Below are 22333 nucleotides of genomic sequence, written 5' to 3'. Positions count from 1 at the left end.
CGATCGACGGGGATGTTGATGACGACGGATCACAGATGTAGGTGCGCCAACGGGCGCGTAACACGCGAGGTCGAGCAGCGACGAGCTCGAAGAGGGTCGCGTGGATGGAAATGGGCCATGACACCTCTGGCACCACGGGTCGATCACATGAGCTCGGGCTCGCGTGTTACGCACCGCCGGGCGCACTACACGGCATGGGAGTCGCCGTTCCAACGCCGATCGGTGCCGCGTCGTGGTGATGACGTTGCATCGACTGACCGCCGGGGCGGGCTATCAGTACCTGTTGCGGCACACGGCGTCGGGGGACTGCGACCGTTCGGGGGCGACGTCGCTGACGGACTACTACACCGCGTCCGGGAACCCGGCCGGCCGGTGGCTGGGGTCGGGACTGCCGGGTGTCGGAGGAGCGGAGGGCATCGGACTCGAGGTTGGTGATGTGGTGGAGGAGCAGCCCATGGCTCGGTTGTTCGGGCAGGGGTGTGACCCGGCGACCGGCACCCCGCTGGGGCGCGCCCACGTGATCGGCGATCCGGTGGCCAAGCGGGTCGACGCGCAGGTCAAGGCGTTGGCGGAGGGCATGGATGCTGCAGCGCGGAGGGCGGCGATCGATGCGATCACCCGGGTGGAGCTGGCCCGGGGTGCGCCGAAGGCGGTGGCGGGGTTCGACATGACGTTCACTCCGCCGAAGTCGGTCTCGACGTTGTGGGCGGTCGCCGACGACCGCATCCAGGCCACGGTGCTGGCCGCCCACCGGGCCGCGGTCAGCCAGTCGTTGGGGTTCCTGGAGGACCGGGCGTTGTTCACGCGCACGGGGCACGCTGGGTGCCGGCAGGAGTCGACTCTGGGTGCGATCGCGGCCGGGTTCGACCATTGGGACTCCCGGGCCGGTGACCCGAACCTGCACACCCATCTGGTGGTCGCGAACAAGGTGCAGGGCGCCGACGGGGCGTGGCGGTCGCTGGATTCCCGGGCGTTGCACCACGCGACGGTCGCGATTTCGGAGGTGTACGACGCGTTGATGGCTGACGAGCTGGCCCGGCGACTGCCGGTGCGGTGGGGGTGGCGGCACCGCGGTGCGCGCCGCAGCCCCCGCCTGGAGATCGACGGCGTCGAGGACGCGTTGATGGGGGAGTTCTCGACTCGGTCGCGTCGCATCGATGAGGCGATGACCGATGAGGTCGCCCGGTTCGCCGCCAGCCACGGCCGAACGCCGAACCGGATCGAGATCACGCGGCTCCGTCAAACGGTCACCCGTGCGACTCGACCCAGCAAGCACGTCCGCCCCCTCGGGGAGCTGCTGACGGCATGGCGCCGACGCGCCACCACCCTCACCGGACGCACCCCGGAGGAACTCACCGAGGCGGTCCTGCAGCGCGGCCGGGCCGTTCCCTTGCACGCAGCCCGGATCCCCAGCGCGGTGGTGGACCGGGTCGCGCAGGTGGTGCTGGCGGGTGTGATGGAGCGCCGCTCGACCTGGACGCGGTGGAACGTACTGGCCGAATCCGCGCGGGTGACCCGCGGGTTCGTGATGGCCAGCCCGAGTGACCGGTTCGCCCTGCTCGATGCCGTCACCACCGCCGCACTGCGCGACGCGATCTCGACCGCGCCGCCCGCGTTGTTCGTGTCCGGGTCGCGCTACCGGCGCGGGGACGGCTCATCGGTCTTCGAACGCTCCGATGAGGATCGGTTCACCGACCGGCGGGTCTTGGACGCCGAAGCGCGGTTGCTCGCGGCCGCCGAAGCCAACGATGCCCCAGCGACGACTGCGGCCGCGGTGGTCGTGGCTGCCGCGGACGGCAGCACCAGGCTCGCCCCTGATCAGAGGGACGTCGTGGACCAGGTCACGAGGTCCGGGCGGCGTTTGGACGTACTTGTAGGACCGGCGGGCTCGGGCAAGACGACCACCTTGCGCGGGGTTCGCCGCGCCTGGGAGCACACCTACGGGCGCGGCTCCGTGATGGGGCTCGCGCCCTCCGCCTCGGCGGCGGCCGAGCTGGCCCGAGCGTTGGGCATTGGGTGTGAGAACACGGCGAAGTGGATCTTCGAGTCCGCAGGTGACGGTTCCCAGCGGCGCAACGCCCTGACCGAACGACTGACTACCGCCCGCGAGGCCGCCGCACGTGACGGCATCGTGCAGGTGCAGCGCACTATCTCTACGGTTCTTGCCGCGCAGGCCGCGGAGGCGGCGCGGTGGTCTCTGCGGCCTGGGCAGCTGGTGATCGTTGACGAAGCCTCCCTGGCGGGGACGTTCGCCTTGGACATCATCGTCACTCAGGCGGGCCGCGCGGACGCCAAGGTGCTGCTCGTCGGAGACCATGGGCAGCTGTCCGCGATCGACGCCGGTGGGGCGTTCGCGCTGCTCGCCGACCGCACCCGCGCCGCCCGGCTCACCTCGCTGTGGCGGTTCAGCCACCCCTGGGAAGCCGCCGCCAGCCTCGGCCTGCGTGACGGCGACACCAGCGTCCTCCAGGACTACGCCGACCACGACCGGGTCCACGCCGGCGCAGCCGAAGCGATGCTCGAGGACGCCTACACCGCCTGGGCCGACGACCTCGACGACGGCATCGACTCCATCCTGCTCGCCCCCGACGCACGCACCGTTGCCGCCCTCAATGCTCGCGCCCACCGCGACCGCGTGGCTGATGGTCTGGTCGCCGCGACCGGCGTGGCGTCCGCGGCGGGGGAGGAGCTCGGTGTGGGGGATCGGATCGTCACCCGCCGTAACGAGCGCACCCTTCGCCCGCTGGGCGCCGGGCGTCACGCTTACGTGCGCAACGGTGACCTGTGGACCATCACTCATACCCACCCCGACGGATCCCTCACCGCGACCCGGACGCGCTCCGCCATCAGCGCGGGATCCAGCTCGGTGCTCCTGCCAGCGCAGTATGTCGCCCAGGACGTGGACCTCGGGTACGCCAGCACGACCCACCGCGCCCAGGGCATCACCGTCGACCACGCCCACGTGCTGGCCCACCCCGGGATGGCCCGCGAGAACCTGTACGTCGCGATGACCCGCGGCCGACACGCCAACCACGTCTACGTCGCCCTGGACGGGGTCGACCCCGACTGCGACGACCTTCCCGATGCCCCGACCAACAGCACCGGAGGCGACGTCCTAGCCGCGATCATCGGCACGACGAGCGCCGGGCAGTCCGCAACCACGCAGATCGCCGCCGAACAGAACGCTGCAGGCTCGTTGCACAGGCTCGAGCCCATCCGGCGCACCCTGCTCGCCGAAGCATCTCGGAACCGCTGGACCGCGATGCTGGCCAGGGCCGGACTCAGCGCAGAGACCGTGCAGGCCCTGCAGGCTTCCCCCGAGTCCGGGGCGCTGTTCGCAACGCTTGACCGCGTTGCCACGCTCACCGCCAAGCCCGCCTCCGTTGCCAGCGAACTGGTCGCTTCGGCGGCCGCCGACCCCTCCGTCGATGCGCTAACCCGCGAGGCCCGCCGCTGGATACACGCCCACGCCGAGCACCCACAAGATGTCCCCGCCACGGTCAGTACGGCTGGCCTCGACGACCATGGCCTCGCCCTGGCGGCCACCATCCAGGACCTGATCAGCCAGCGAGCCGCCGCCCTGACCGACGCCGTCCTCGACGAGAAGCCCGCCTGGCTCGACCAACTCGGACCCGAACCTCGCGACGCCCACGCGCGAGCCGCGTGGCTCGCCCAAATCACCGCCTCCGTCGCCCACCTCGACCTGCAGCGGCCGCATGAACTCCGCAGCCAGTCGAGGGTGCCGAGCGCCGCGGCGGCCCCTGCTGTTCGCGAAGGAGTGTCGATCTGATGGCCCGACCACGCCGCGGGACGTCCGCTGCCCAACAGGCGTTCTTTCCCCGGCGCGTCCTGATGGCACCTATCGGACCGCCGACGCCGATCGTGTGGTGCGCGTTCAGCGAGACCGACCAAGAGCTCTTACTCGAGGATCTCGACGTCTGGGTGACGTGGCTGACAGAGCGCTACCGGCTCGACCACCGGACCGTGCCCCCGTGCTGGACCCGGCACCCCGAACTCATCGAGGAACTGTCTGCACTCCAGCTCGCATGGCAGGGCGCGTACTCCATGAGCGCGCTCCCCGACGCGCCGCTGAACTGGCACGAGCGCTTCGCTGCCGCCCGACTTCGAATCAGCGACTGGGTGTCCCGCGCCGGATGCCGGCCAGACGCACACCGCGAGATGTAGCCAACCATTGCGCCGCTCTCCGCCGGGCCGCCGAGTCACCGATCGCGTTGCAGGGCTACCGCTCGCGGTCGGTCAACAGACGCCCGCGCTCCGCCGTTGCTGTCGAGATGCATGTCGAGATGCAAGATAGTTTGAAAATCGGGCCCGAATACTTTAAGTACGGCCAGGTCTGGGGCTTGCGGTAGTTTCGCGCCCGCGGCGTGGGCGGGTTGCTTCCGGGCGAGTGGACTGGGTCCTCGTTCCGTGCCTCGATGCGCGGTGCTCAGCCTGGGTCGGCGGAGGTCAGCAGGAGCTGCATCGCGTAGACGTCGGCGAAGTTCGACGGTCCGTTGCGTGTCGACTCGTACAGGGAGTTGGCACGGAAGTAGCTCATGTTGACCGCGAGGGGGTCACCCGAGAGCGTCACGCTGTACGCCGACCCACCGCGCAGGTGCACCGGGAGGAAGCTCGACCCGTTGATGGCCGACCAGCTCCCGGTGTGCGACATGACCAGTACTCCCTCGGCCACAAGATCGCCCGTTGCCTCATCACGGATTCGCGCCATCGTCACGCCGCTGCTGACGCCCGAGGTCAGCGAGCCCCCGACGGCCGCCTGGACCTGGAACAGGTAGTCGCCCGTGGCCTGCGGTCGGAAGTGCGCAGTGAGCGCGTCCCCGGCTCGGGTGCCCCAGTCGCGGTAGTAGACACCGTTCGCGTTCTCGGTCCGGACACCCCCGGTCGCTTCGAAGTCCACACCGGTGCGCTTCTCGACCCGTGAGTAGTCCTGGCCCCAGTAGCACTGCGGTTTCGCGTGCTGGGAGGTGGTGCCGCTGGATCGGTAGCGCAGCCGGACGCTGTAGCAGTACGACTCGCGCGTCAGGCCGGTGGACGTCTGGTCGAGCCAGGCGAAGGAATCTTCTGAGGCCTCCAGGTCCGAAGCCACAATCTCCCCGTCGCGCAGTACGTCCAGCCGGACGCGTGCCGGGTCCTCACCGGCAAGGTCGATGCCCACCTCGAGGCGGTCGCCTGTCGAGGACGGGGCGACCCACGACACGGCGGGCGTTCGTGGGCCGTAGAGCGCTTCGGGGTCCGTGGCATCGACGACTACGAGCGTTTCGGCGTGCTGAGTCGGCTGACCGAGGCGAACCTCGAGGGTCGAGGTTCCCTCGTCCAGCATCTCCGCTGTGATCGCTGTCCCGGTAGCGAGTTCCTGGCCGTCCAGTGCCATTCCTGTGACGGTGTATGCGCCGGTTGCGGTGTCGCTTGCGGGGAGCTGCAGGTTGACGTCGAGCTGGTGTCCCTGGTACTCGACGCCGGAAAGTGTCAGGCGGTCAGACCCGGGCAGGTGGCGCTGGCGCAGCTGGGCGGGGAAGAACGGTGCGACATGCAACCCGTCAGGGCGCGCGTCGATACCGAAGGTGGTGTGTTGCACGAGCGACAGCATTCCTGCCACGCTCCAGAGCTGGCGTTCGGAGTTGATGGGCGTCTCCGTGCCGCCGGTCAGGACGTTCATGTTCTCCAGGTTCGAACCGAACAGGGCGGCGCTGCGGATCATCGACTCGGCGGAAGCCGCCACGGCAGCGTCGTTGTGGGTCTGTGCTGCGGCCCTCGCCAAGTAGGCGCTGACGAAGGGCCAGATGCCGAGGTTGTGGTATGCCCCGATGCCCTGCTGCTGGGGCCACAGGACCGGCGGCCCGTACGGCGTGAACGGGTATCCCTGGACGGCCTGCTGTGCCTGATCGGGTGTTGCGATGCCCGTCACCACGGCGAGGGACGTGCCGAGGGCGTCGAAACGGTCGACAGGTGACTGGTCCAGCGTCGTTGTCAGCATCTGGGAGAACTGTCCGTGGCCCGGCAGCCAGAGCCGCTCGCGCACGGCCGCCAGCAGGTCGTCGGCCCATCCGCGGTAGCGTGCCGCCGCCTCGCCGTGCCCGGCATCACGGGCGAGCAGCGCAGCCGCGTCGAGCGCGATCCAGTGCACGACGTTTGTGGACAGGGACTCCGACATCGCGATGTCGGCCACGTCGTCTGCCGTCCACGCCGGGTAGCTCTGCTCACGCCAGTCGAGGAACGACTGCTCCCCGCGGTAGAGGCCCGTCTTCGGGTCGTGGATGACCCGGCGGTCGTGCTCGACGGTGTTCACGATGGCCTCGTACGCCTGGGCGGCGAACGCCTGACGTTCGCTGTCGGGCAACCAGTCGAGCACCTCGAGCGCGCCCATGACCCAGGTGACGCGGTCGGTGGAGTTCGGGTAGCTGCCACCGGTCCCGGTGTCCTGGACGATCTGGGTTCCGCCCGACCCGTCGCGCCGCTCGCTCAGCTTGAACAGCAGGGTGTCGCGCATGCGCTCGGGGTCGAGCGCGGCCAGGCCGAGGTCGGCGGAGTACGCGACGTCGCGGGTCCAGACGTAGCTCCAGTCCTTGCCGGTCTGGTAGCAGCCGTTCCCGCAGGCGATGGGCGCGCCACCGTCGTACGCCGGGTCGGAGACCACGTCGACTTCGTTGGCCCGTGCCTCGTCGACCGCTAGGGCGTACAGCCCGTCGAGTAGCACCGAGCCTGAACGCAGGGTCGGCTTGCCGGCGACCTCGGTGAACCGGCGCGTGTCTGTGCGGGACGTCTCGAGCCGGTAACTGCGCCGGCAGTCGTCGCTCACGTGTGTCACGGTCATGACCGCGGTGCCCGTCGCGTCCGCGTAGCTCCCCGACGTGAGGGCCGGGTCGCAGCCGGTCCCAACGTCCGTCGAGGCGAAGGCTGCGGACGGCGCACCGGACAGGCCCACAACCAATGCCACGATTGCGGCGAGCTTCACCGCTACCGGCCGTCGGCAGGTCTCACGACGTGCGAGTCCGAGCAGGTCCAAGTGTTGAGCGATTGCCGTCACGGCGCGCCTTTCCGCACGCCACCTCATCGTGGCGCGCCACCACAGCCCCCCTGGCGCGGCGATGACACTTTTCTAACACACGGCACATCGAGTACGTGATGGGCGATGCCGAAGCTCGCGCCCGGCGCCGACCGCGAGCAAAAAGAGGAAGGCTCCACCGACCAGATGTGACGGCGGCCGGGGCGCGCACTCAGGTTCCTGGGGCAAGTCATACCAAGTGCTCACAACGTCGCGGGAGCGTTTGACACGTCTCACAGCGCGTACATAGATTCGCCACTGCCGGATCTTCAGACGCGCAGGGGCGTCCTCCAGCCGGCGGGGGACCTGGGGGTGCGCGTCAGGTCGTGAAGCGTCGACCGTTCAGGGCCGAGCGGGACGCTCCACCTCTCACGCGTGGCCTCGTCATCCGCGCGTCGGTACACGACGGCACCGCAATCCTTGGTGGCTCCCATGCCTGTTCTTCGTCATGCCCGCGGCACGTCATTCACGCGTCCTGGCGCTCCACCCACTCGTCGGCGGTCCACCGTGCTGGTGGCGTTGGGCACCGGCGCTGTCCTGATGTTGGCTCCGGCAGGTCCCGCGCTCGCCGCGCCCGACGATCCCGATGCCCAGCGCGGCGCGGAGATCGAGCAGCTCCAGCGTGAACGTCAGGAACGGGCGAAGACGGGAGGTGACCAGCAGGGCACGTTGGACCAGCCCTTGGCGGCTGAGGCGAAGGAGTGGCCGGACCCGACCGGTGCGCTGCCGCACCCGGAGAACCCCCTCGACAAGGACGCTTTGCCGACGCTGACCGTCAGCGGCGTCACGCCGACTGCTGACGGTGCGCTGTTCGACCTCGGCGGGTTCGTCGGCCAGGTCCGGCTCTTCACGGACGACCTGGCCAAGGTCTCGGTCCGGGCCAAGGACAAGGAGGAGTTCTTCTCCCCAGGCATCGTCAAGCGTGACTGGGCCCCGGTGGAGTTCACCGTGGAGGACTCGGCCACGACATATCGGATCGTCACGTCCGACCTGACGGTCGAGGTGCTCAAGGAGCGCTTCGGTGTCCGCATGCTCGACGCCGCCGGCAACGTCATCAACGAGGACGACATGCGGTACGGCTCCGGGTATGAGAACGGCAAGCCGTACGTGGTCAAGAAGACCGACCCGGACGAGGACTTCTATGGGTTCGGGGAGCAGACCCGCGGACTGAACAAGCGCGGCGAGAGCATGCGCATGTGGAACACCGACAACTACTCGTTCCCGGTCACAGCCCCGTACGTGTACGCCACGATCCCGTTCTTCTACGGCCTCAAGGGTGACGACCACGCCTACGGGATCTTCTTCGACAACACGCACCGCTCGTACTACGAGATGGCCAGCGAGGCCGACGACTACTACTACTTCTACGCCGACGGCGGGGACCTGACGTACTACTTCTTCAACGGTCCGTCGATCGCCGACATCCTGACGCGCTACACCGAGCTCACCGGTCGCCAGCCCTTGCCTGCCGAGTGGACGATGGGGTGGCAGCAGAGCAAGTGGGGCTACGTCCCCGGCCAGCGGTTGGTCGAGGTCGCGCAGGAGTACCGCGACCGCAAGATCCCGCTGGACGCCGTGAACTTCGACATCGACTACATGGACGGCTGGCGCGTCTTCACCTGGAACGAGGAGGACTTCCCGCCCGAGGAGCTAGACGCCCAGCTCGAGGCCCTCGGCGTCAAGACCGTGGTGATCAACGACCCGGGCGTGAAGGTCGACGACAACTACGACGTCTACCTGCAAGGGAACGACCTGGACGCCTGGGTGACCGGTCCGAACTTCACCGACTACATCGGTGACGTCTGGGCCGGGTCGTCGAAGTTCCCCGACTTCACGCGCTCGGACGTGCGCGACTGGTGGGCCGGGCTGCACGGAAACCTCCTCGACCGCGGCGTCGAAGGACTGTGGCTCGACATGAACGAGCCGGCCGTCTTCAGCGAGCCGTACCACACCGCCCCGATCGACGTGGAGTTCAACCACGGCACCCTCCAGCACACCGAGGTGCACAACATCTACGGGTTCCTCGAGACGCAGTCGACCGTGCAGGGATACAACCAGTTCAAGCCCGGCGTTCGGCCGTTCGTCCTGACCCGTGACACCTACGCCGGTGGCCAGCGCTACGCGGCGCTGTGGACCGGGGACAACGTGTCCAGCTGGGAGCACCTCGCGCTGACCATCCCGCAGAACTCCAACATCGGGATCTCGGGTATCGCGCAGGTCGGCAACGACATCGGCGGGTTCGCCGGGACCACCACCCCCGAGCTGATGGCCCGGTGGATGCAGGTCGGAGCCTTCATCCCGTTCTCCCGCGTGCACTACGACAACACCTTCCAGGAGGACCAGCCAGGCCAGGAGCCCTGGGCGTTCGGCCCGCAGGTGGAAGCGATCGGCAAGCGGTACATCGAGCTTCGCTACCGCCTCCTGCCGTACCTCTACAACGCCTACCGTGACGCCGAGCTGAGCGGCGAGCCCGTGCAGCAGCCGCTGATCTACCAGTTCCAGGACGACGCGAACGTGCGGGACATCGACGACCAGTACATGTTCGGCGAGAACCTCATGGTCGCCCCGGTGGTCACCGAGGGGCAGCGCTCCCGGTCGGTGTACCTGCCGGCCGGCAGCAGGTGGACAGACTGGTGGACCGGCTCGACGTTCAACGGTGGCCAGACCATCACCCGGGTGGCGCCCCTGGGCACCATGCCGCTGTACGTGCGGTCCGACTCGATCGTGCCGATGCGGGAGGTGCAGCAGCACACCGGTGAGAAGCCGCTGACCGACCTCGAGGTGCACGCCTGGGTCGACGGCTCGGCCAGCACCCTGTTCTACGAGGACGACGGCTGGACGCAGGACAAGACGCAGGGCGAGTACGACGAGACACGGTTCACCGCGACCCGGTCTGCGGGGGGCTCCGTGCGGCTGCAGCAGGAGGTGGTGCACGACGGGTACGACTCGGCGATCACCACGGTCACGCTCAAGGTGCACGACGTGCCGCGCCCGCTGTCGACGGCGGTCGTCGGCAAGGTCACCCAGTCCCGTCCCGGCGTCATGCGACCCGACGGTGGCATCACCGCCGAGACGCTGCCCGTCACCTACGACGCCGACAAGCGCGTCGCCACCGTCACCATCCCGGCCACGACCACGGAGCCCGTCACGCTGCAGTTCAGCGGACGCTCCGGGGCCCTTCGCTGAGCAGGAGCCAGACCATGAATGTTCGACACCGAAGCACACGGCGTGCGGCCCTGGTGCTGGCAGTCGGCGCGGCAGTCGTCGCGTACCCCGCGCCGGCGCTCGCCGTCCCGCCGCCACCGGTCGGGCCCAGTCCTGCCGCTGTGGCGGGCCCGAGCCTGCGCGCCGCGCTCACGAACGAGCGGATCTACTCGCTCATGACGGACCGGTTCGCCAACGGCGACCCGTCCAATGACACCGGCGGGGTTCCGGGCGGTCCGCTCGACAACGGGTACGACCCGACCAGCCGCGCCTACTACAACGGCGGAGACCTGAAGGGGGTCACCTCCAAGCTGGACTACATCCAGTCGCTCGGGATGACCTCCATCTGGATCACCCCACCGATGTACAACGACTGGATCTTCGGTGAAGCGCCGAACCAGACCGCGTCGTATCACGGGTACTGGATCACCAAGTTCGACCAGGTCGACCCGCACGTCGGCACCGAGCAGGATCTGCGCGACCTCGTCGACGCCGCCCACGCCAAGGGCATGAAGGTGTTCTTCGACATCGTCGCCAACCACACCGGCGACGTCATCACCTACGAAGAGGGCGAGTCCCAGCCGTACATCCCGAAGTCCGAGGTGCCGTACAAGGACGCGGCGGGCGAGCCGTTCGACGACCGGGACTACGCCCAGCAGCCGGACTTCCCGGCACTCGACCCGCAGGTGAGCTTCCCGTACACCCCGACCTTCCGGCAGCCGGGGGACGAGGTGGCCAAGTCACCGGCCTGGCTCAACGACGTGACGATGTACCACAACCGTGGGGAGACGACCTTCGAGGGGGAGAACTCGCTGTACGGCGACTTCTTCGGCCTGGACGACCTGTTCACCGAGCGCCCGGAGGTCTCCGAAGGGTTCGTGCAGATCTACCGCAAGTGGATCGACGACTACGGCATCGACGGCTACCGCATCGACACCACCCGTCACGTCAACGGCGAGTTCTGGCAGGCGTTCAACGACGGGATCCTCGACTACGCCCGCGCCAACGGGAAGCCGGAGTTCTTCATGTTCGGCGAAGCCGCCGTGGAGGACGAGGTCGAGCTGTCCATGTACACAACCAGGGACAAGTACCAGTCGGTGTTGGACTTCTCGTTCCAAGGCCAGGCGCGTGCGTTCGCGTCCCAGTCGACTGCTCCGGCATCGTCGCTGCGCGAGCTGTTCGCGAACGACGACTGGTTCACCGACCACGACTCGAACGCCTACCAGCTCACCACGTTCGTGGACAACCACGACCGCGGCCGGATCGGCTGGATGATCCGGGCCGACAACCCGGGCAGCTCCGACTGGGAGCAGCTACGCCGCATGGAGCTGGCCCACGAGCTGCTGTTCCTGGCCCGCGGCAACCCGGTCGTCTACTACGGCGACGAGCAGGGCTTCGCCTCCGAAGGTGACCAGGACGGCATGGACCAATTCGCCCGGCAGAGCATGTTCGCCTCGCAGGTGCCCGAGTACCTCGACGACGACCTCATCGGGACGATCTCGACGATGGCGCAGGACAACTGGGACACCCGGCACCCGATGTTCCGGTACATCCAGCGGCTCAGCAACGTCACCGAGGCCCACCCGGCTCTGCGCAACGGCACCCAGGTGGAGCGGTACGCCTCGGGCGAAGCGGGCGTGTACGCGTTCAGCCGCATCGGCGCCACCGAGCAGGTCGAGTACGTCGTCGCGCTGAACAACAGCACCGAGGACAAGACGGTGGCGATCCCGACCTACTCGGCCGAGATGCCGTTTGCTCGGGTGTACCCGGCAGGGAACACGACGCTGCAGACCGCAGCCGACTCGACCCTGACCGTCACCGTGCCTCGCCTGTCCGCGCAGGTGTTCAAGGCATCCGTGCCCGTGGCAGCCAGTCAGGCGGCACCGACGGTCCGGATCACCAACCTGCCCGTCGGGCCCGGGGTCAGCGGACGCCAGCAGATCGAGGCGACCGTGACGGGCAACGGGTACGCGACGGTGTCCTTTGCCGTCCGGGTCGCCGGAACCCAGGAATGGACCCTCATCGGCTCCGACGACAACCCGAACTACTCGGTCTACTACGACGTCACCGCGCACCCGCTCGGCACACGCCTGCAGTTCGCCGCCGTGGTGACCGACAACTCCGGCCACACCAGTACCTCACCCACCGTCACCCGGGTGGTCCGTAACCCGGCCTGACCCAAGCGTCGCTGACCGCACCCCCCCGTCCCGAAGTGGGGGTGCGGTCACGCGCGACCGCTCATGCCGCAGCTCGGGCACGCACGTGACCCACGATCCCTGCCGGACCCCCTGCGTCTTGAGCCCCACTGGGACGTGCATCCCCCGCGCCCGGAGGACGCGAAGTGCGCGCGGTCGTCCATACAGAACGTCTCGGGCAACCCGGTCACGCGTGGTCGTCATCGCGTTGTTCCGCAGCTCACAGCACCCCGGTGCCGGACGTCCCGAAGCCCTGGGCACACAGGAGGGCCGGGCCGCGAGCCGTGCACCGGCCGGGGCAACGGCCCAGGGTGCGTCAGCGCTGACATCCGGCGCCTCGAAGTCGCGGCGCCGCAGCTCGTAGTTTGACCGCAAGCAGCTGCGGAGGCGGCTTTCAGCAAAGTAGGACGCTCACCGTCGGTCAATCAGCCCCGCATCTCGACAATGCAAGTGTCGAGATGCAGATAGTTTGAAAATCGGGCCTCCTTACTTCAAATACGGCTTGGCCCGACGGTCGACGCGTCAGCCACGTCGGCGAACGCCTCGCGCGGGTCCGGCGTTTCGTCCGTGGCCTTGACCCACTCGGCGTCGATGTGGTCAAGCCATCGGACTTCGGCTTCCGCCTGGTGTCGTCGACGCCTGAAGACTGATCAGGGATCGACGGCTGAAATCTGACCACCTTGCCGCGATCCTGCGGAGGGTGATCGGTGTGGAGGACTGGGCAGAGGTCCGTCGGCTGCGTCGCGTCGAGGGCATGGCGATCTCGGCGATCGCGCGCCGGCTCGGGATCGCGCGGAACACGGTCAAGAAGGCGCTCGCCTCTGATCGTCCGCCGAAGTACGAGCGGCCAGCGCGCGGGTCGCTGGCCGATCCGGTCGAGGCGCAGGTCCGTGAGCTGTTAGTCGCGTGCCCGACGATGCCGGCGACGGTGATCGCGCAGCGGATCGGCTGGGAGCACTCGCTGACCGTGCTCAAGGACCGGGTGCGGGTGCTGCGGCCGTACTATCTGCCGCCGGACCCGGCCACGCGCACCAGCTACGACCCGGGCGCTCGGGTCCAGTGCGATCTGTGGTTCCCGCCGGTCGACGTGCCGCTCGGGGCGGGGCAGGTCGGCTCACCGCCGGTGCTGGTGATGGTCGCGGGCTACTCGCGGATGACCTTCGCGACGATGCTGCCCTCCCGCCAGGCGCCCGATCTGATCGCTGGGCACTGGTCGTTGCTGCAGCTCATGGGTGCGGTCCCTAAGGAGTTGGTCTGGGACAACGAGGCCGCGGTCGGGTCCTGGCGGGCCGGCAAGCCGAAGCTCACGGACGACTTCGAGGCGTTCCGCGGGATCTTGGGGATCGGGGTCCATCAGTGTCGGCCGCGTGACCCGGAGTCCAAGGGTCTGGTGGAACGCGCGAACGGCTACTTGGAGACCTCGTTCCTGCCCGGGCGCACCTTCACCGGCCCGGACGACTTCAACACCCAGCTGCTCGACTGGCTGAGGCTGGCCAACGCGCGCAAGCATCGGGTGCTCGGCTGCCGGCCGGAGCAGCGGTGGGAGGCGGACCGGGCAGCGATGCTCGCCCTGCCGCCGGTGACCCCTCAGCTGGGCTGGCGCACGAGGGTGCGGTTGCCGCGAGACCACTACGTCCGGTTGGGCTCCAACGACTACTCGGTCGACCCGGTCGCGGTCGGCCGGTTCGTCGAGGTCCACGCCGACCTCGAGCAGGTCACCGTGCGCCTCGGCACCAAGACCGTGTCGTCCCATCCGCGCTGCTGGGCGCGTTGGCAGACCATCACCGACCCGGCCCACCGCGACGCTGCGCTGGCGATGGCCCAGGTCGCAGCCCACCGGCCGGCCGCTGCACCCGCCGACGACGTCGAGCAACGTGACCTGAGCGCCTACGACGCGGCGTTCGGCTTGACGGACGTGGCCTGATGGGCGCCGCGACCAAGACCAACACCCGCGACGTGTCCGCCGAGCTCGCGTTCCTCACCCGCGCGTTGAAGGCACCGACCCTGCGTGAAGCGGTCGACCGGCTCGCTGAACGCGCCCGGGCCGAGTCCTGGACCCACGAGGAGTTCCTCGCGGCCTGCCTGCAACGCGAGGTCGCCGCCCGCGAAGCCCACGGCGGCGAAGGGCGCATCCGCGCCGCACGGTTCCCGGGGCGCAAGTCGTTGGAGGACTTCGACTACGAGCACGCCCGCGGCCTGCCCCGCGACCAGATCGCCCACCTGGGCACCCTGGACTTCGTGGCCGCCCGGGAGAACGTCGTGTTCCTCGGCCCGCCCGGCACCGGCAAGACCCACCTCGCGACCGGGATCGCGATCCGCGCCTGCCAAGCCGGGCACCGGGTCCTGTTCGCGACCGCCTCCGAGTGGGTCGACCGGCTCGCGACGGCCCACCACGACGGACGCCTGCAAGACGAGCTCCGCCGCCTGGGCCGCTACCCGCTGCTGGTCATCGACGAGGTCGGCTACATCCCGTTCGAACCCGAAGCAGCGAACCTGTTCTTCCAACTCGTCTCCGCCCGCTACGAACGCGCCTCGCTGATCGTCACGAGCAACAAGCCGTTCGGCCGCTGGGGCGAGGTCTTCGGCGACGACACCGTCGCCGCCGCGATGATCGACCGCCTCGTCCATCACGCCGACGTCATCGCCCTGAAGGGCGACTCCTACCGGCTCAAGAACCGCGACCTCGGCCGCCCACCCGCGGCCAGCACGACCGACTGAACAACCAGGCGAGGTGGTCAACTTTCGCCCGTCGATCCCTGATCAGTTTTCAACCGTCGTTGACACCTGGAGGATCAGTCGCTCGAGAACCAACCCGGGACCGAGCCCACCTCCAGCCGATTGAGCGGAGAGCTCTTCGGCCTCCTCACTCCTGAGCAACTGCAGGCGGCGTTCAGAACGGAGACGAGATCACCCACAAACAAGCAATTCCGGGTGAGGGCCCGCTGCTAGCGTCCGACTCAGCCGGGCGCCCCAGTTCCCCCTGATGCTCGCAGCGACGAGGAGGAACGGTGTCGGCTCGTGGTCGCACGTTGGCGCTAGCACTCGCGGCGGTCGGTTCGCTGCTCGCCCTAGCAATCCCCACAGGTGCATCGTTGGCCGCAGACGGGGCAGCTCGATCCCGCCTGGAAAGCGTGCTCGCAACGAGCGAGGCGAAGGCCCCACCACAGGATCCCACACCGCCAGTGGCGCAGACCGCCGAAGCAACAGCGCCATCCACGGCGCCGGCCGCCGTAAGCGAGGCGCTCGGAGTGCCGGACCTGCCTCTGCTCTCGGACTCGGCGCGAGAGCTGGACGCGTCGGTGGGCGAGTACGAGGCCGTCGAGCAGCGCGGCACGGCCTTGTTCGGTGCGGACTGGCAGCAGATCGTCGACGCCGCCGACTTCGTCCAACCCGAGGGCGACCAGTACCCGTACGTGCACGACGGGGTCGACGGGCCAGTGTCTGCCGTTCTGGGGTCCGCCTCGACGGAGGACGTCTTGGACCTCGCGGGTCTGATTCTGTTGCGCGGGTCGGACGCACCCGGCGCAGTGATCGCGTTCAGTCTGTTGCAGGGGCTCGCCCAGCAGAGGCCGTCGACCTGCGACTCGGCGTTGGCTCTCGCTCACGCCCAGTCCCTGTTGTTCGCCTATGTCAGCCCGGGCGACGGGCAGCTGTGGCAGGACGCGAAAGCCACGTGCGGTGACGATCCGGCTATCCGGTATGTGATCGCCATGAATGAGCTGCTCGGAACCTACGACAGCACCTGCGGGGACGACGGGCAGCCGGACCCTGACCGCACCCCGATGCTGGAGGAGTTCCGGGCGCTGCAGAAGGACCACCCGCAGAGCGCGCTCGGCTTCCTTGGAGAGGCCGACGTACTGCTGGCGGAGGCCCTGGTAGACCTCAACGACGGGGTGCAGCCGTTCACCGCCCGGGCGGCCCTGGAGCGTGCCACAGCGGCGCTCGACGCCGCCGCACAGCGGACCACGGACCCGGCGGTCGAGCAGGAGCGGGTCAGGATCCTGCTCGCACAAGGTGAGGTGCAGCGTGCCTCTGAGATCACTGCGACCTGGCCCACCGACGCGGTGCCCCCGTCCATGCTGGCTCTCGCCGCCGCGGTCAATGCTCGCAACGGCGACTTCGCGGGTGCCCAGATGTCCGCGGCCCTGGCTCAGGGATTCCCACCTGAGGCTGTGCTGCCGAGCGTCGTGTACCCCGACCACCTGGATCAGATTCCGGGCTTCTCGCGGGCTCGGGGGGATAGCTTCTTCACCAACTGCGGCGGTGCGTCGACCGTCGTGGACGGCGCGTTCGTGCCGACCTTCCGCCACGACTTTGCAGGGTGGCTTCTGTCGGCTTACGGCAGCGGATACCACGGCGACGACGCACCCAACCTGTACGGAGCCCTGGCAGACCCTCACGGGGCGATCGAGTCCGGCACCGTGGACGACTTCGGCGGCTACGAGTGGCTGCAGAACGGGCTGCGGATGTGGGGGAGCGTCGAGGAAGCACGCGCCGTCGCCGAGGCGTGGCTCGAGCGGTCACCCGACAATCCCGCCGCACTCGACCGGCTCGGCGAAGCGCACTACCTGCTGGGCGACTACGACGCGGCGGCGCAAGCATTCTCCGCCTCACTCGACGCCTGGCCGATGAACGAGCCCGAGGATGACGGCACCTACTTCGCCGAGTCCGCCAACGGACCGGCGTGGGACAGCCTGCGTCTCGGCGCGGCCTTGGCGCAGCTGGGCCGAGACGACCAGGCCAGGCAAGCGTTGGAGGCCGCTCAAGCGGCACCGCTGATCATCCCGCTCGAGCAGGTCCCCGACCGGCAGGTCGAGTTCTACGCCCTCTCGCAACTGGCGCGCCTCGACCACGAAGCCGGTGACGACACGGCAGCGATGGTCAAGCTCGACTCGGCCGTCGCCCTGGCCGAGCAGTACCAGGAGGAGGGCCACGGAGTGCTGCTTCGCGGAGCCGAGGACCAGCTGGGCGTGATCGTCGAGCTCGCCCTCGACGATCCCGCCGCAGCGCAGCAATGGGCCACCGCTGCCGTCTCGCGGGACCCTGCGAACCCGCTGTTCATCGAAGCGAAGGCCGAGGCTGACCGAGCCGCAGGAGCCGCACCCGCAGAGAGCAGCCCGTCGGAGCCGAGCGCGCCGAGCAGCGCGACAGCCACCGGGGACGGCAGGGAGTCGGCGACCACATCCGACGGGCAGGACGACGACCTCGTCACCGCCTACCAGGCAGCGGTCGACGCGGACGGCTCACTGTTCTCCTCGTGGAACAACCTCGGGGTCGCCCTGTGGCACACCGGCGACCGCGAAGAAGCGGTGAACGCCTTCGCCCACGCCGTCGACGCCCGTCCCAACTACGCGCTGGGCTGGTTCAACCTGGGCTCCGCCTGGGCGGACGAACCCGGGGTGGCCGCCGCAGTCGCAGCACAAGGCGCGCTCGGGCACGCGGCTCGCCTCAATGACGACCTCCGCAACGCCGAACCCCAAATCGCGTACGACGACACGGTCTACGAGACCAACCTGGATGTCTCACGGCCGGTGCCTACGGACTGGGCTCAGTCCGACAGCCTCACTACCGGAGGAAACCCGCTGACGATCGGCCTCATCCTCGTCGTGCTCCTGCGCGCTGCCTCCGTGCTCGGCGCTGACGCGTTCTTCAGCAACCTGACGGAGTCCGCGCTGCGTACCGGCACAGGAGGTGACCCGAACTCGGGACCCCCGACCGGCGGTCGCTGGGGCGTGCTTCGCCGAATCAGAGACGTGCGGCCCGCCTGGTACTGGATGGCGGGACTGGGCGTAGCAGCGGCATGGTGGCTGTCGGACACCTACGGCTGGTGGGTGCAGGTCCTTGCCCTGGCGTTGATCCTCGGACTGTTCGGCACCCACATGGTCGTCTCACGTATCGCCGGCGGACGACAGGACCCCATCGTCCGCTCGACCTCCGTTCCAGCCACCACGCTGGCCGGGCTCCTGACCGCGGTGGGGGTCGGATTCACACCGCCACCCGTCGTCCAGGACGGCATCGCACGGGTGCGCGCGGTGCGCGTCGCAGCCGCCGCCCTCGGCCTCATCGCCGTGCTGAGCTTCGTCGTGTCACGCACGACGGGTGCACCCCTGGCGAGCGTCGCGGCCGGCGCCAGCCTCCTGGTCGCGTCCAGCACCCTGGTCCCGGTGAACCCGATCGATGGTGCCCTGCTCGGGCTCGGCAAGTGGCGCGAAGCGGCCATCACCCTCGTGCTGGCCGTGGGCACCGTCATCCTCGCGTTCCACCTGGTGTAGCCATGAGCGTCAAGGGACCCGAAGCAGCCGATCCTGCTGCCGAGCCGACCGGCTCGACCAGGAAACGGCCACGCGATCGGCGCGTGCTCGCCGCGCTCGTCGGCTCCGCCGTGCTCACCGTGGTCGCAGCCTTCCTCGCCGGGGCCGCCTTGGGGTGGGGCGCGAACGCGCGTGCCATGGCCGGCCGCGATCTCGGCGCAGCTGACCCGACTGCGAGTGGGATCGACGTGGCCGCGGACTTGACCGCCACCGTGCTAACCCCGGACGTGCGCGGCCTGAGCGAGAACGACGCCCGCCAGGTCCTCGCAGACGCAGGAGTGGCGACAGGAGCCGTCACGACCACCACCCGCGAAGCGGCTGGCCCCGCCGGGCGGGTCATCGCCCAAGACCCCGTGTTCGGCACCGCAGACCCCGCGACGGTCTTCCTGACCGTGTCCACGACGGCGAAGGTCCCCGACGTCGCAGGCAAAGACGGCCAGGCCATCGCCGCGGCCCTGGCCCAACTCGGCGCCGAGGTCACCCTTCGACGCACCTACCTGGCCGGCACCCCAGCAGGGGTCGGCATCTCGATCGAACCGGCACCCGGAACCGACCTGCCCGCACAGGTGACGCTCGTCCTCGCCGACGGTGCGACATCGCTGTACCTCACAGACCTCGACACCGTCACCGGCGGCTGCTCAGATGGCCGGGAGTCCGTCAACGGTGTCCAGCTCGACAACACCTTGACCTGCCCAGCACGCGCGAGTGCGAGCGAAACCTCGTGGATCATCGGCCACGCGATCGACACCCTGGACGCGACGCTCGGCATCCCGGACGACGTCGACCCCTCTGCCCGAGTTCGGGTCGAGGTGCTCGCTGATGGGGTACCGAAAGCGGACCTGACCGTCACCTATGGAACCTCGACCCCGCTGCACGTCGACACGACGGGTGCCCTGCGTCTCACGGTGCGGATCTCGAACCTGACCCCGGCGGAGCAACGCATCGACGCCGCCGTCGCCATCGCGGACGCGAAGGTCTCCGGCGGCACCGACGCCGTCACCGCCTGGAACACCCCAGCACCGTGACCGCTGCCCTGCATCGCCTCGGCGCCACATGCCTCGCCGTCATGATTGCCAGCTGGTCGTTCGCGGCGTCTCGCACGGCGGCCGAACCCGCGCACCCGCACCTGCCAGCAGCACTGGTCACCGGCACGAGCAGCTCACTTGTCGGAGACCCGCTGCTCGTCGTGGTCGACCTGTCCGGCTCGATGAACGAGACCGCCTCAGGAGGTGCGGATGGCGTCAGCAAGCTCGACGCCGCCAAGACGGCGCTGCGCACCGTCGTGCACCAGCAACCTCCTGGATCTCAGATCGGGTTGTGGACCTACCCGAGCGGGGGCGACTGCGGAGCGGGTGGCTACGTGCCCGCAGGCAAAATCGGCGCCGCGACCGACACTGCGGCCCTCGAAGCGCAGATCAACGCCCTGCAAGCTGACGGCAACACCCCGACAGCCTCAGCCCTGGCCGCGGCCGTCGCATCCGTGAAAGCCCAAGGCATCAACTCCGCGAACGTCCTGCTCGTCTCAGACGGCGAGAGCAACTGCGAAGGCGATCCGTGCGCGGCCGCCAAAAGCATCGTCGAGCAGGGGTTCCACGTCACGGTCCAAGCCATGGGCTTCGACATCTCCGCGGCCGGCCGCACGGAGCTGTCGTGCATCGCGAACGCGACCGGCGGCACCTACTACGACGTCGCCGACGGCACACAGCTCAACAAGCTCATGGGCGACATCGCGATCGGACGCCTGCGAGCCGACGTCACCGCATCGAGCCCCGTCGTCGGCGGTGTCGTAGGCAGGGTCGGCGTCACCGTGACGAACCCCTCCGCCCAGACAGCGACCGACGTCACCGTCGCCCTGTCGTTCGTCGACCGTGGTGAAGGGTCCGTGTTCCCTCCGGCCATCCCACCGACATACCGGCTCGGCAACATCCCGCCCGGCGCGAGCGTCCACCGAGAGTGGACATTCTCGACGGCCGCACACACGCTGGGCACCGCGAACTGGAAGGTCACGACCACAGCACCGAAACTGGGCTCGGTGACCAACACCGGGACCGTCACGATCGTCGCGAAGAACCTCACGCTCGCGGACGGCGGGCCTGTCCTGAACAGAGTTGGGGACGGAAAGGTCGTCATCCTGGGCGACTCCTACTCGGCCGGGGAAGGCACGCGCGACTACCTCCCGCTCGCCAACGCCAAGCAGACCTCGTGCCACCGCAGCAACCAGACCTACGCCGTGGCCCTCTACGGCACGGACAACGTCGCGAACTTCGCGTGCTCGGGGGCTGTCCTAGCCGACTTCACAAACCGCAGCGACGGCAAGGACCAGCCGTCACAGCTCGAGCAGATGACCACCACCCTCCAAGACCACCCCTCACTGGTCCTGATGACGATGGCCGGCAACGACATCCACTTCGGAGACCTCATCCGCCGATGCGTCTACAGCGGATTTCAGCCCTTCGGGGTGCCCGTCGTCGACCCGACCAACGACTGCGTGACCGACCTGGCGTTCGTCATGGAAGTCGCCGGCTACATCGAAGCGCTCCACGAAGTCGTCCCCCTCTTCTCCGGGTCCGAAGAGACGCGCCCAAAGCTCGAACTGGCCTACGAGCAGGTCTGGGACGCCGTGAACCCGTCAACCCGCACGGGCTCTCCGGCAGCCGTGATCGTCCTTGCCTATCCGCAGGTCCTTCCGCAATGGCAACGCGCATCCTGTACCGGCTTCACCGCGAACGAGGTCCAGTTCGGCAACAAAGTCGTCGTCGCCCTGAACGCGGAAGTCAAGCGCGCGGTCGACGCACTCGCCGCCAAGGGGAAGTCGATCTACTTCGCCGCTCCTGTCCAGGACGCGGTCCTTCCCGACCACACCGCGTGCTCCGCGGACCCATTCATCCAACCCGTGACCGCCTCGGGCGGGTACCTCCGGGGCGTGGACGACGCCGTCAAGAAGACCGAGACGACGCAGGAACTCATGCACCCGACCGTCGCCGGGTACACGGCCGAGACGAACGCGCTGGTCTCGTGGTCCAAGAAGGTGACAACCATCGAGGGCAAGGTCAGCTCCGCCGGCCCCTACGTCCAGGCCAAGAGCCCGCCTTCTGCACCGAAGGCAACGTTGGGACCGAAATCCGTGCTCTCACCCCTACGAGTCGGCAGCGGGACGGCCCTCGACCTGACGGTGCACGGGGCGGCACCCTTGTCACCGCTGACCGTCACGGTGCACTCGACTGCGCAGGTCCTGGCGGTGCTCGAGTCGGACCAGGACGGGGTCGCGCGCAACGTTGTGTACCTTCCCGCCAACCTGCCGCCCGGTCGGCACACAATCGAGGCGAGCGGCGTCGGCGTTGACGGGAAGACGTTCACGTACAGCCGACCGCTGCTCGTCTCGCCGCGCGCGCCCGCCTGGCTGGCGTTCGCATGGGTCGGCGCTGGCCTGGCAGCCTCCGGCGCGCTCCTGCTGGTGGCGTTCGTACGCCTACGCCGGCGAGGGCTTGACTGACCGGCGAATTGCTTGACGCGACGAGCCCCTGCCCGGCACCAGTGAGATTCTTCCTCCGTTGAGCGTC

At 68.8% G+C, this 22333-nt stretch carries 10 protein-coding genes; 9 read left to right on the top strand and 1 reads right to left on the bottom strand.

Annotation, left to right across the window (positions count from 1 at the left end; translation table 11 throughout):
- The first annotated feature begins 238 nt into the window (after nucleotides 1-238).
- Together mobF and RYN42_RS00430 are read left to right on the top strand one after the other, a co-directional pair.
- Nucleotides 239-3790 (top strand): MobF family relaxase, encoded by a 3552-nt coding sequence (gene mobF, locus RYN42_RS00435; RefSeq protein WP_315092884.1) that lies wholly within the window; start codon nucleotides 239-241, stop codon nucleotides 3788-3790.
- The gene (locus RYN42_RS00430) at nucleotides 3790-4185 is read left to right on the top strand and encodes a hypothetical protein (protein ID WP_315092783.1); all 396 of its coding nucleotides are present in this window, start codon (nucleotides 3790-3792) and stop codon (nucleotides 4183-4185) included. Before mobF ends, RYN42_RS00430 begins: the two co-directional genes overlap by 1 nt.
- A 262-nt stretch (nucleotides 4186-4447) precedes the next feature.
- Here RYN42_RS00430 and RYN42_RS00425 read toward each other — a convergent pair whose 3' ends face one another.
- Nucleotides 4448-7024 carry an MGH1-like glycoside hydrolase domain-containing protein gene (locus RYN42_RS00425; protein WP_315092781.1) on the bottom strand — a complete coding sequence of 859 codons (2577 nt, stop codon included), beginning with the start codon at nucleotides 7022-7024 and terminating at the stop codon, nucleotides 4448-4450.
- Nucleotides 7025-7603: 579 nt separating this feature from the next.
- On the opposite strand from RYN42_RS00425, the gene RYN42_RS00420 reads away from it, so the two are divergent.
- The 7 genes from RYN42_RS00420 (at nucleotide 7604) to RYN42_RS00390 (ending at nucleotide 22266) form a co-directional block, all read left to right on the top strand.
- The gene (locus tag RYN42_RS00420) at nucleotides 7604-10249 is read left to right on the top strand and encodes a glycoside hydrolase family 31 protein (protein ID WP_315092779.1); all 2646 of its coding nucleotides are present in this window, start codon (nucleotides 7604-7606) and stop codon (nucleotides 10247-10249) included.
- 14 nt (nucleotides 10250-10263) lie between these two features.
- Complete coding sequence (locus RYN42_RS00415) at nucleotides 10264-12444, top strand: alpha-amylase family glycosyl hydrolase (RefSeq protein ID WP_315092778.1); 2181 nt, start codon at nucleotides 10264-10266, stop codon at nucleotides 12442-12444.
- A gap of 718 nt (nucleotides 12445-13162) precedes the next feature.
- The gene (istA, locus tag RYN42_RS00410) at nucleotides 13163-14386 is read left to right on the top strand and encodes an IS21 family transposase (RefSeq protein WP_315092776.1); all 1224 of its coding nucleotides are present in this window, start codon (nucleotides 13163-13165) and stop codon (nucleotides 14384-14386) included.
- Nucleotides 14386-15180: an IS21-like element helper ATPase IstB gene (gene istB / locus RYN42_RS00405; RefSeq protein WP_315092774.1), complete on the top strand. Its 795-nt coding sequence runs from the start codon at nucleotides 14386-14388 to the stop codon at nucleotides 15178-15180. The genes istA and istB overlap by 1 nt, the downstream gene beginning before the upstream one ends.
- A gap of 581 nt (nucleotides 15181-15761) precedes the next feature.
- A complete protein-coding gene (locus RYN42_RS00400) occupies nucleotides 15762-18734 on the top strand; it encodes a tetratricopeptide repeat protein (protein WP_315092773.1) in 2973 nt (990 codons plus the stop codon).
- Nucleotides 18665-19798 carry a PASTA domain-containing protein gene (locus RYN42_RS00395; protein WP_315092771.1) on the top strand — a complete coding sequence of 378 codons (1134 nt, stop codon included), beginning with the start codon at nucleotides 18665-18667 and terminating at the stop codon, nucleotides 19796-19798. The genes RYN42_RS00400 and RYN42_RS00395 overlap by 70 nt, the downstream gene beginning before the upstream one ends.
- Entirely contained in the window at nucleotides 19795-22266 is a 2472-nt protein-coding gene (locus RYN42_RS00390) for a VWA domain-containing protein (RefSeq protein WP_315092769.1), read from the top strand. Before RYN42_RS00395 ends, RYN42_RS00390 begins: the two co-directional genes overlap by 4 nt.
- Nucleotides 22267-22333 lie beyond the last annotated feature (67 nt).

The organism is uncultured Cellulomonas sp., from assembly GCF_963527515.1.
GTDB lineage: Bacteria > Actinomycetota > Actinomycetes > Actinomycetales > Cellulomonadaceae > Cellulomonas.
The sequence above is the reverse complement of the archived record's forward strand: the minus strand, read 5'-3'. Positions and strand labels throughout refer to the sequence as shown.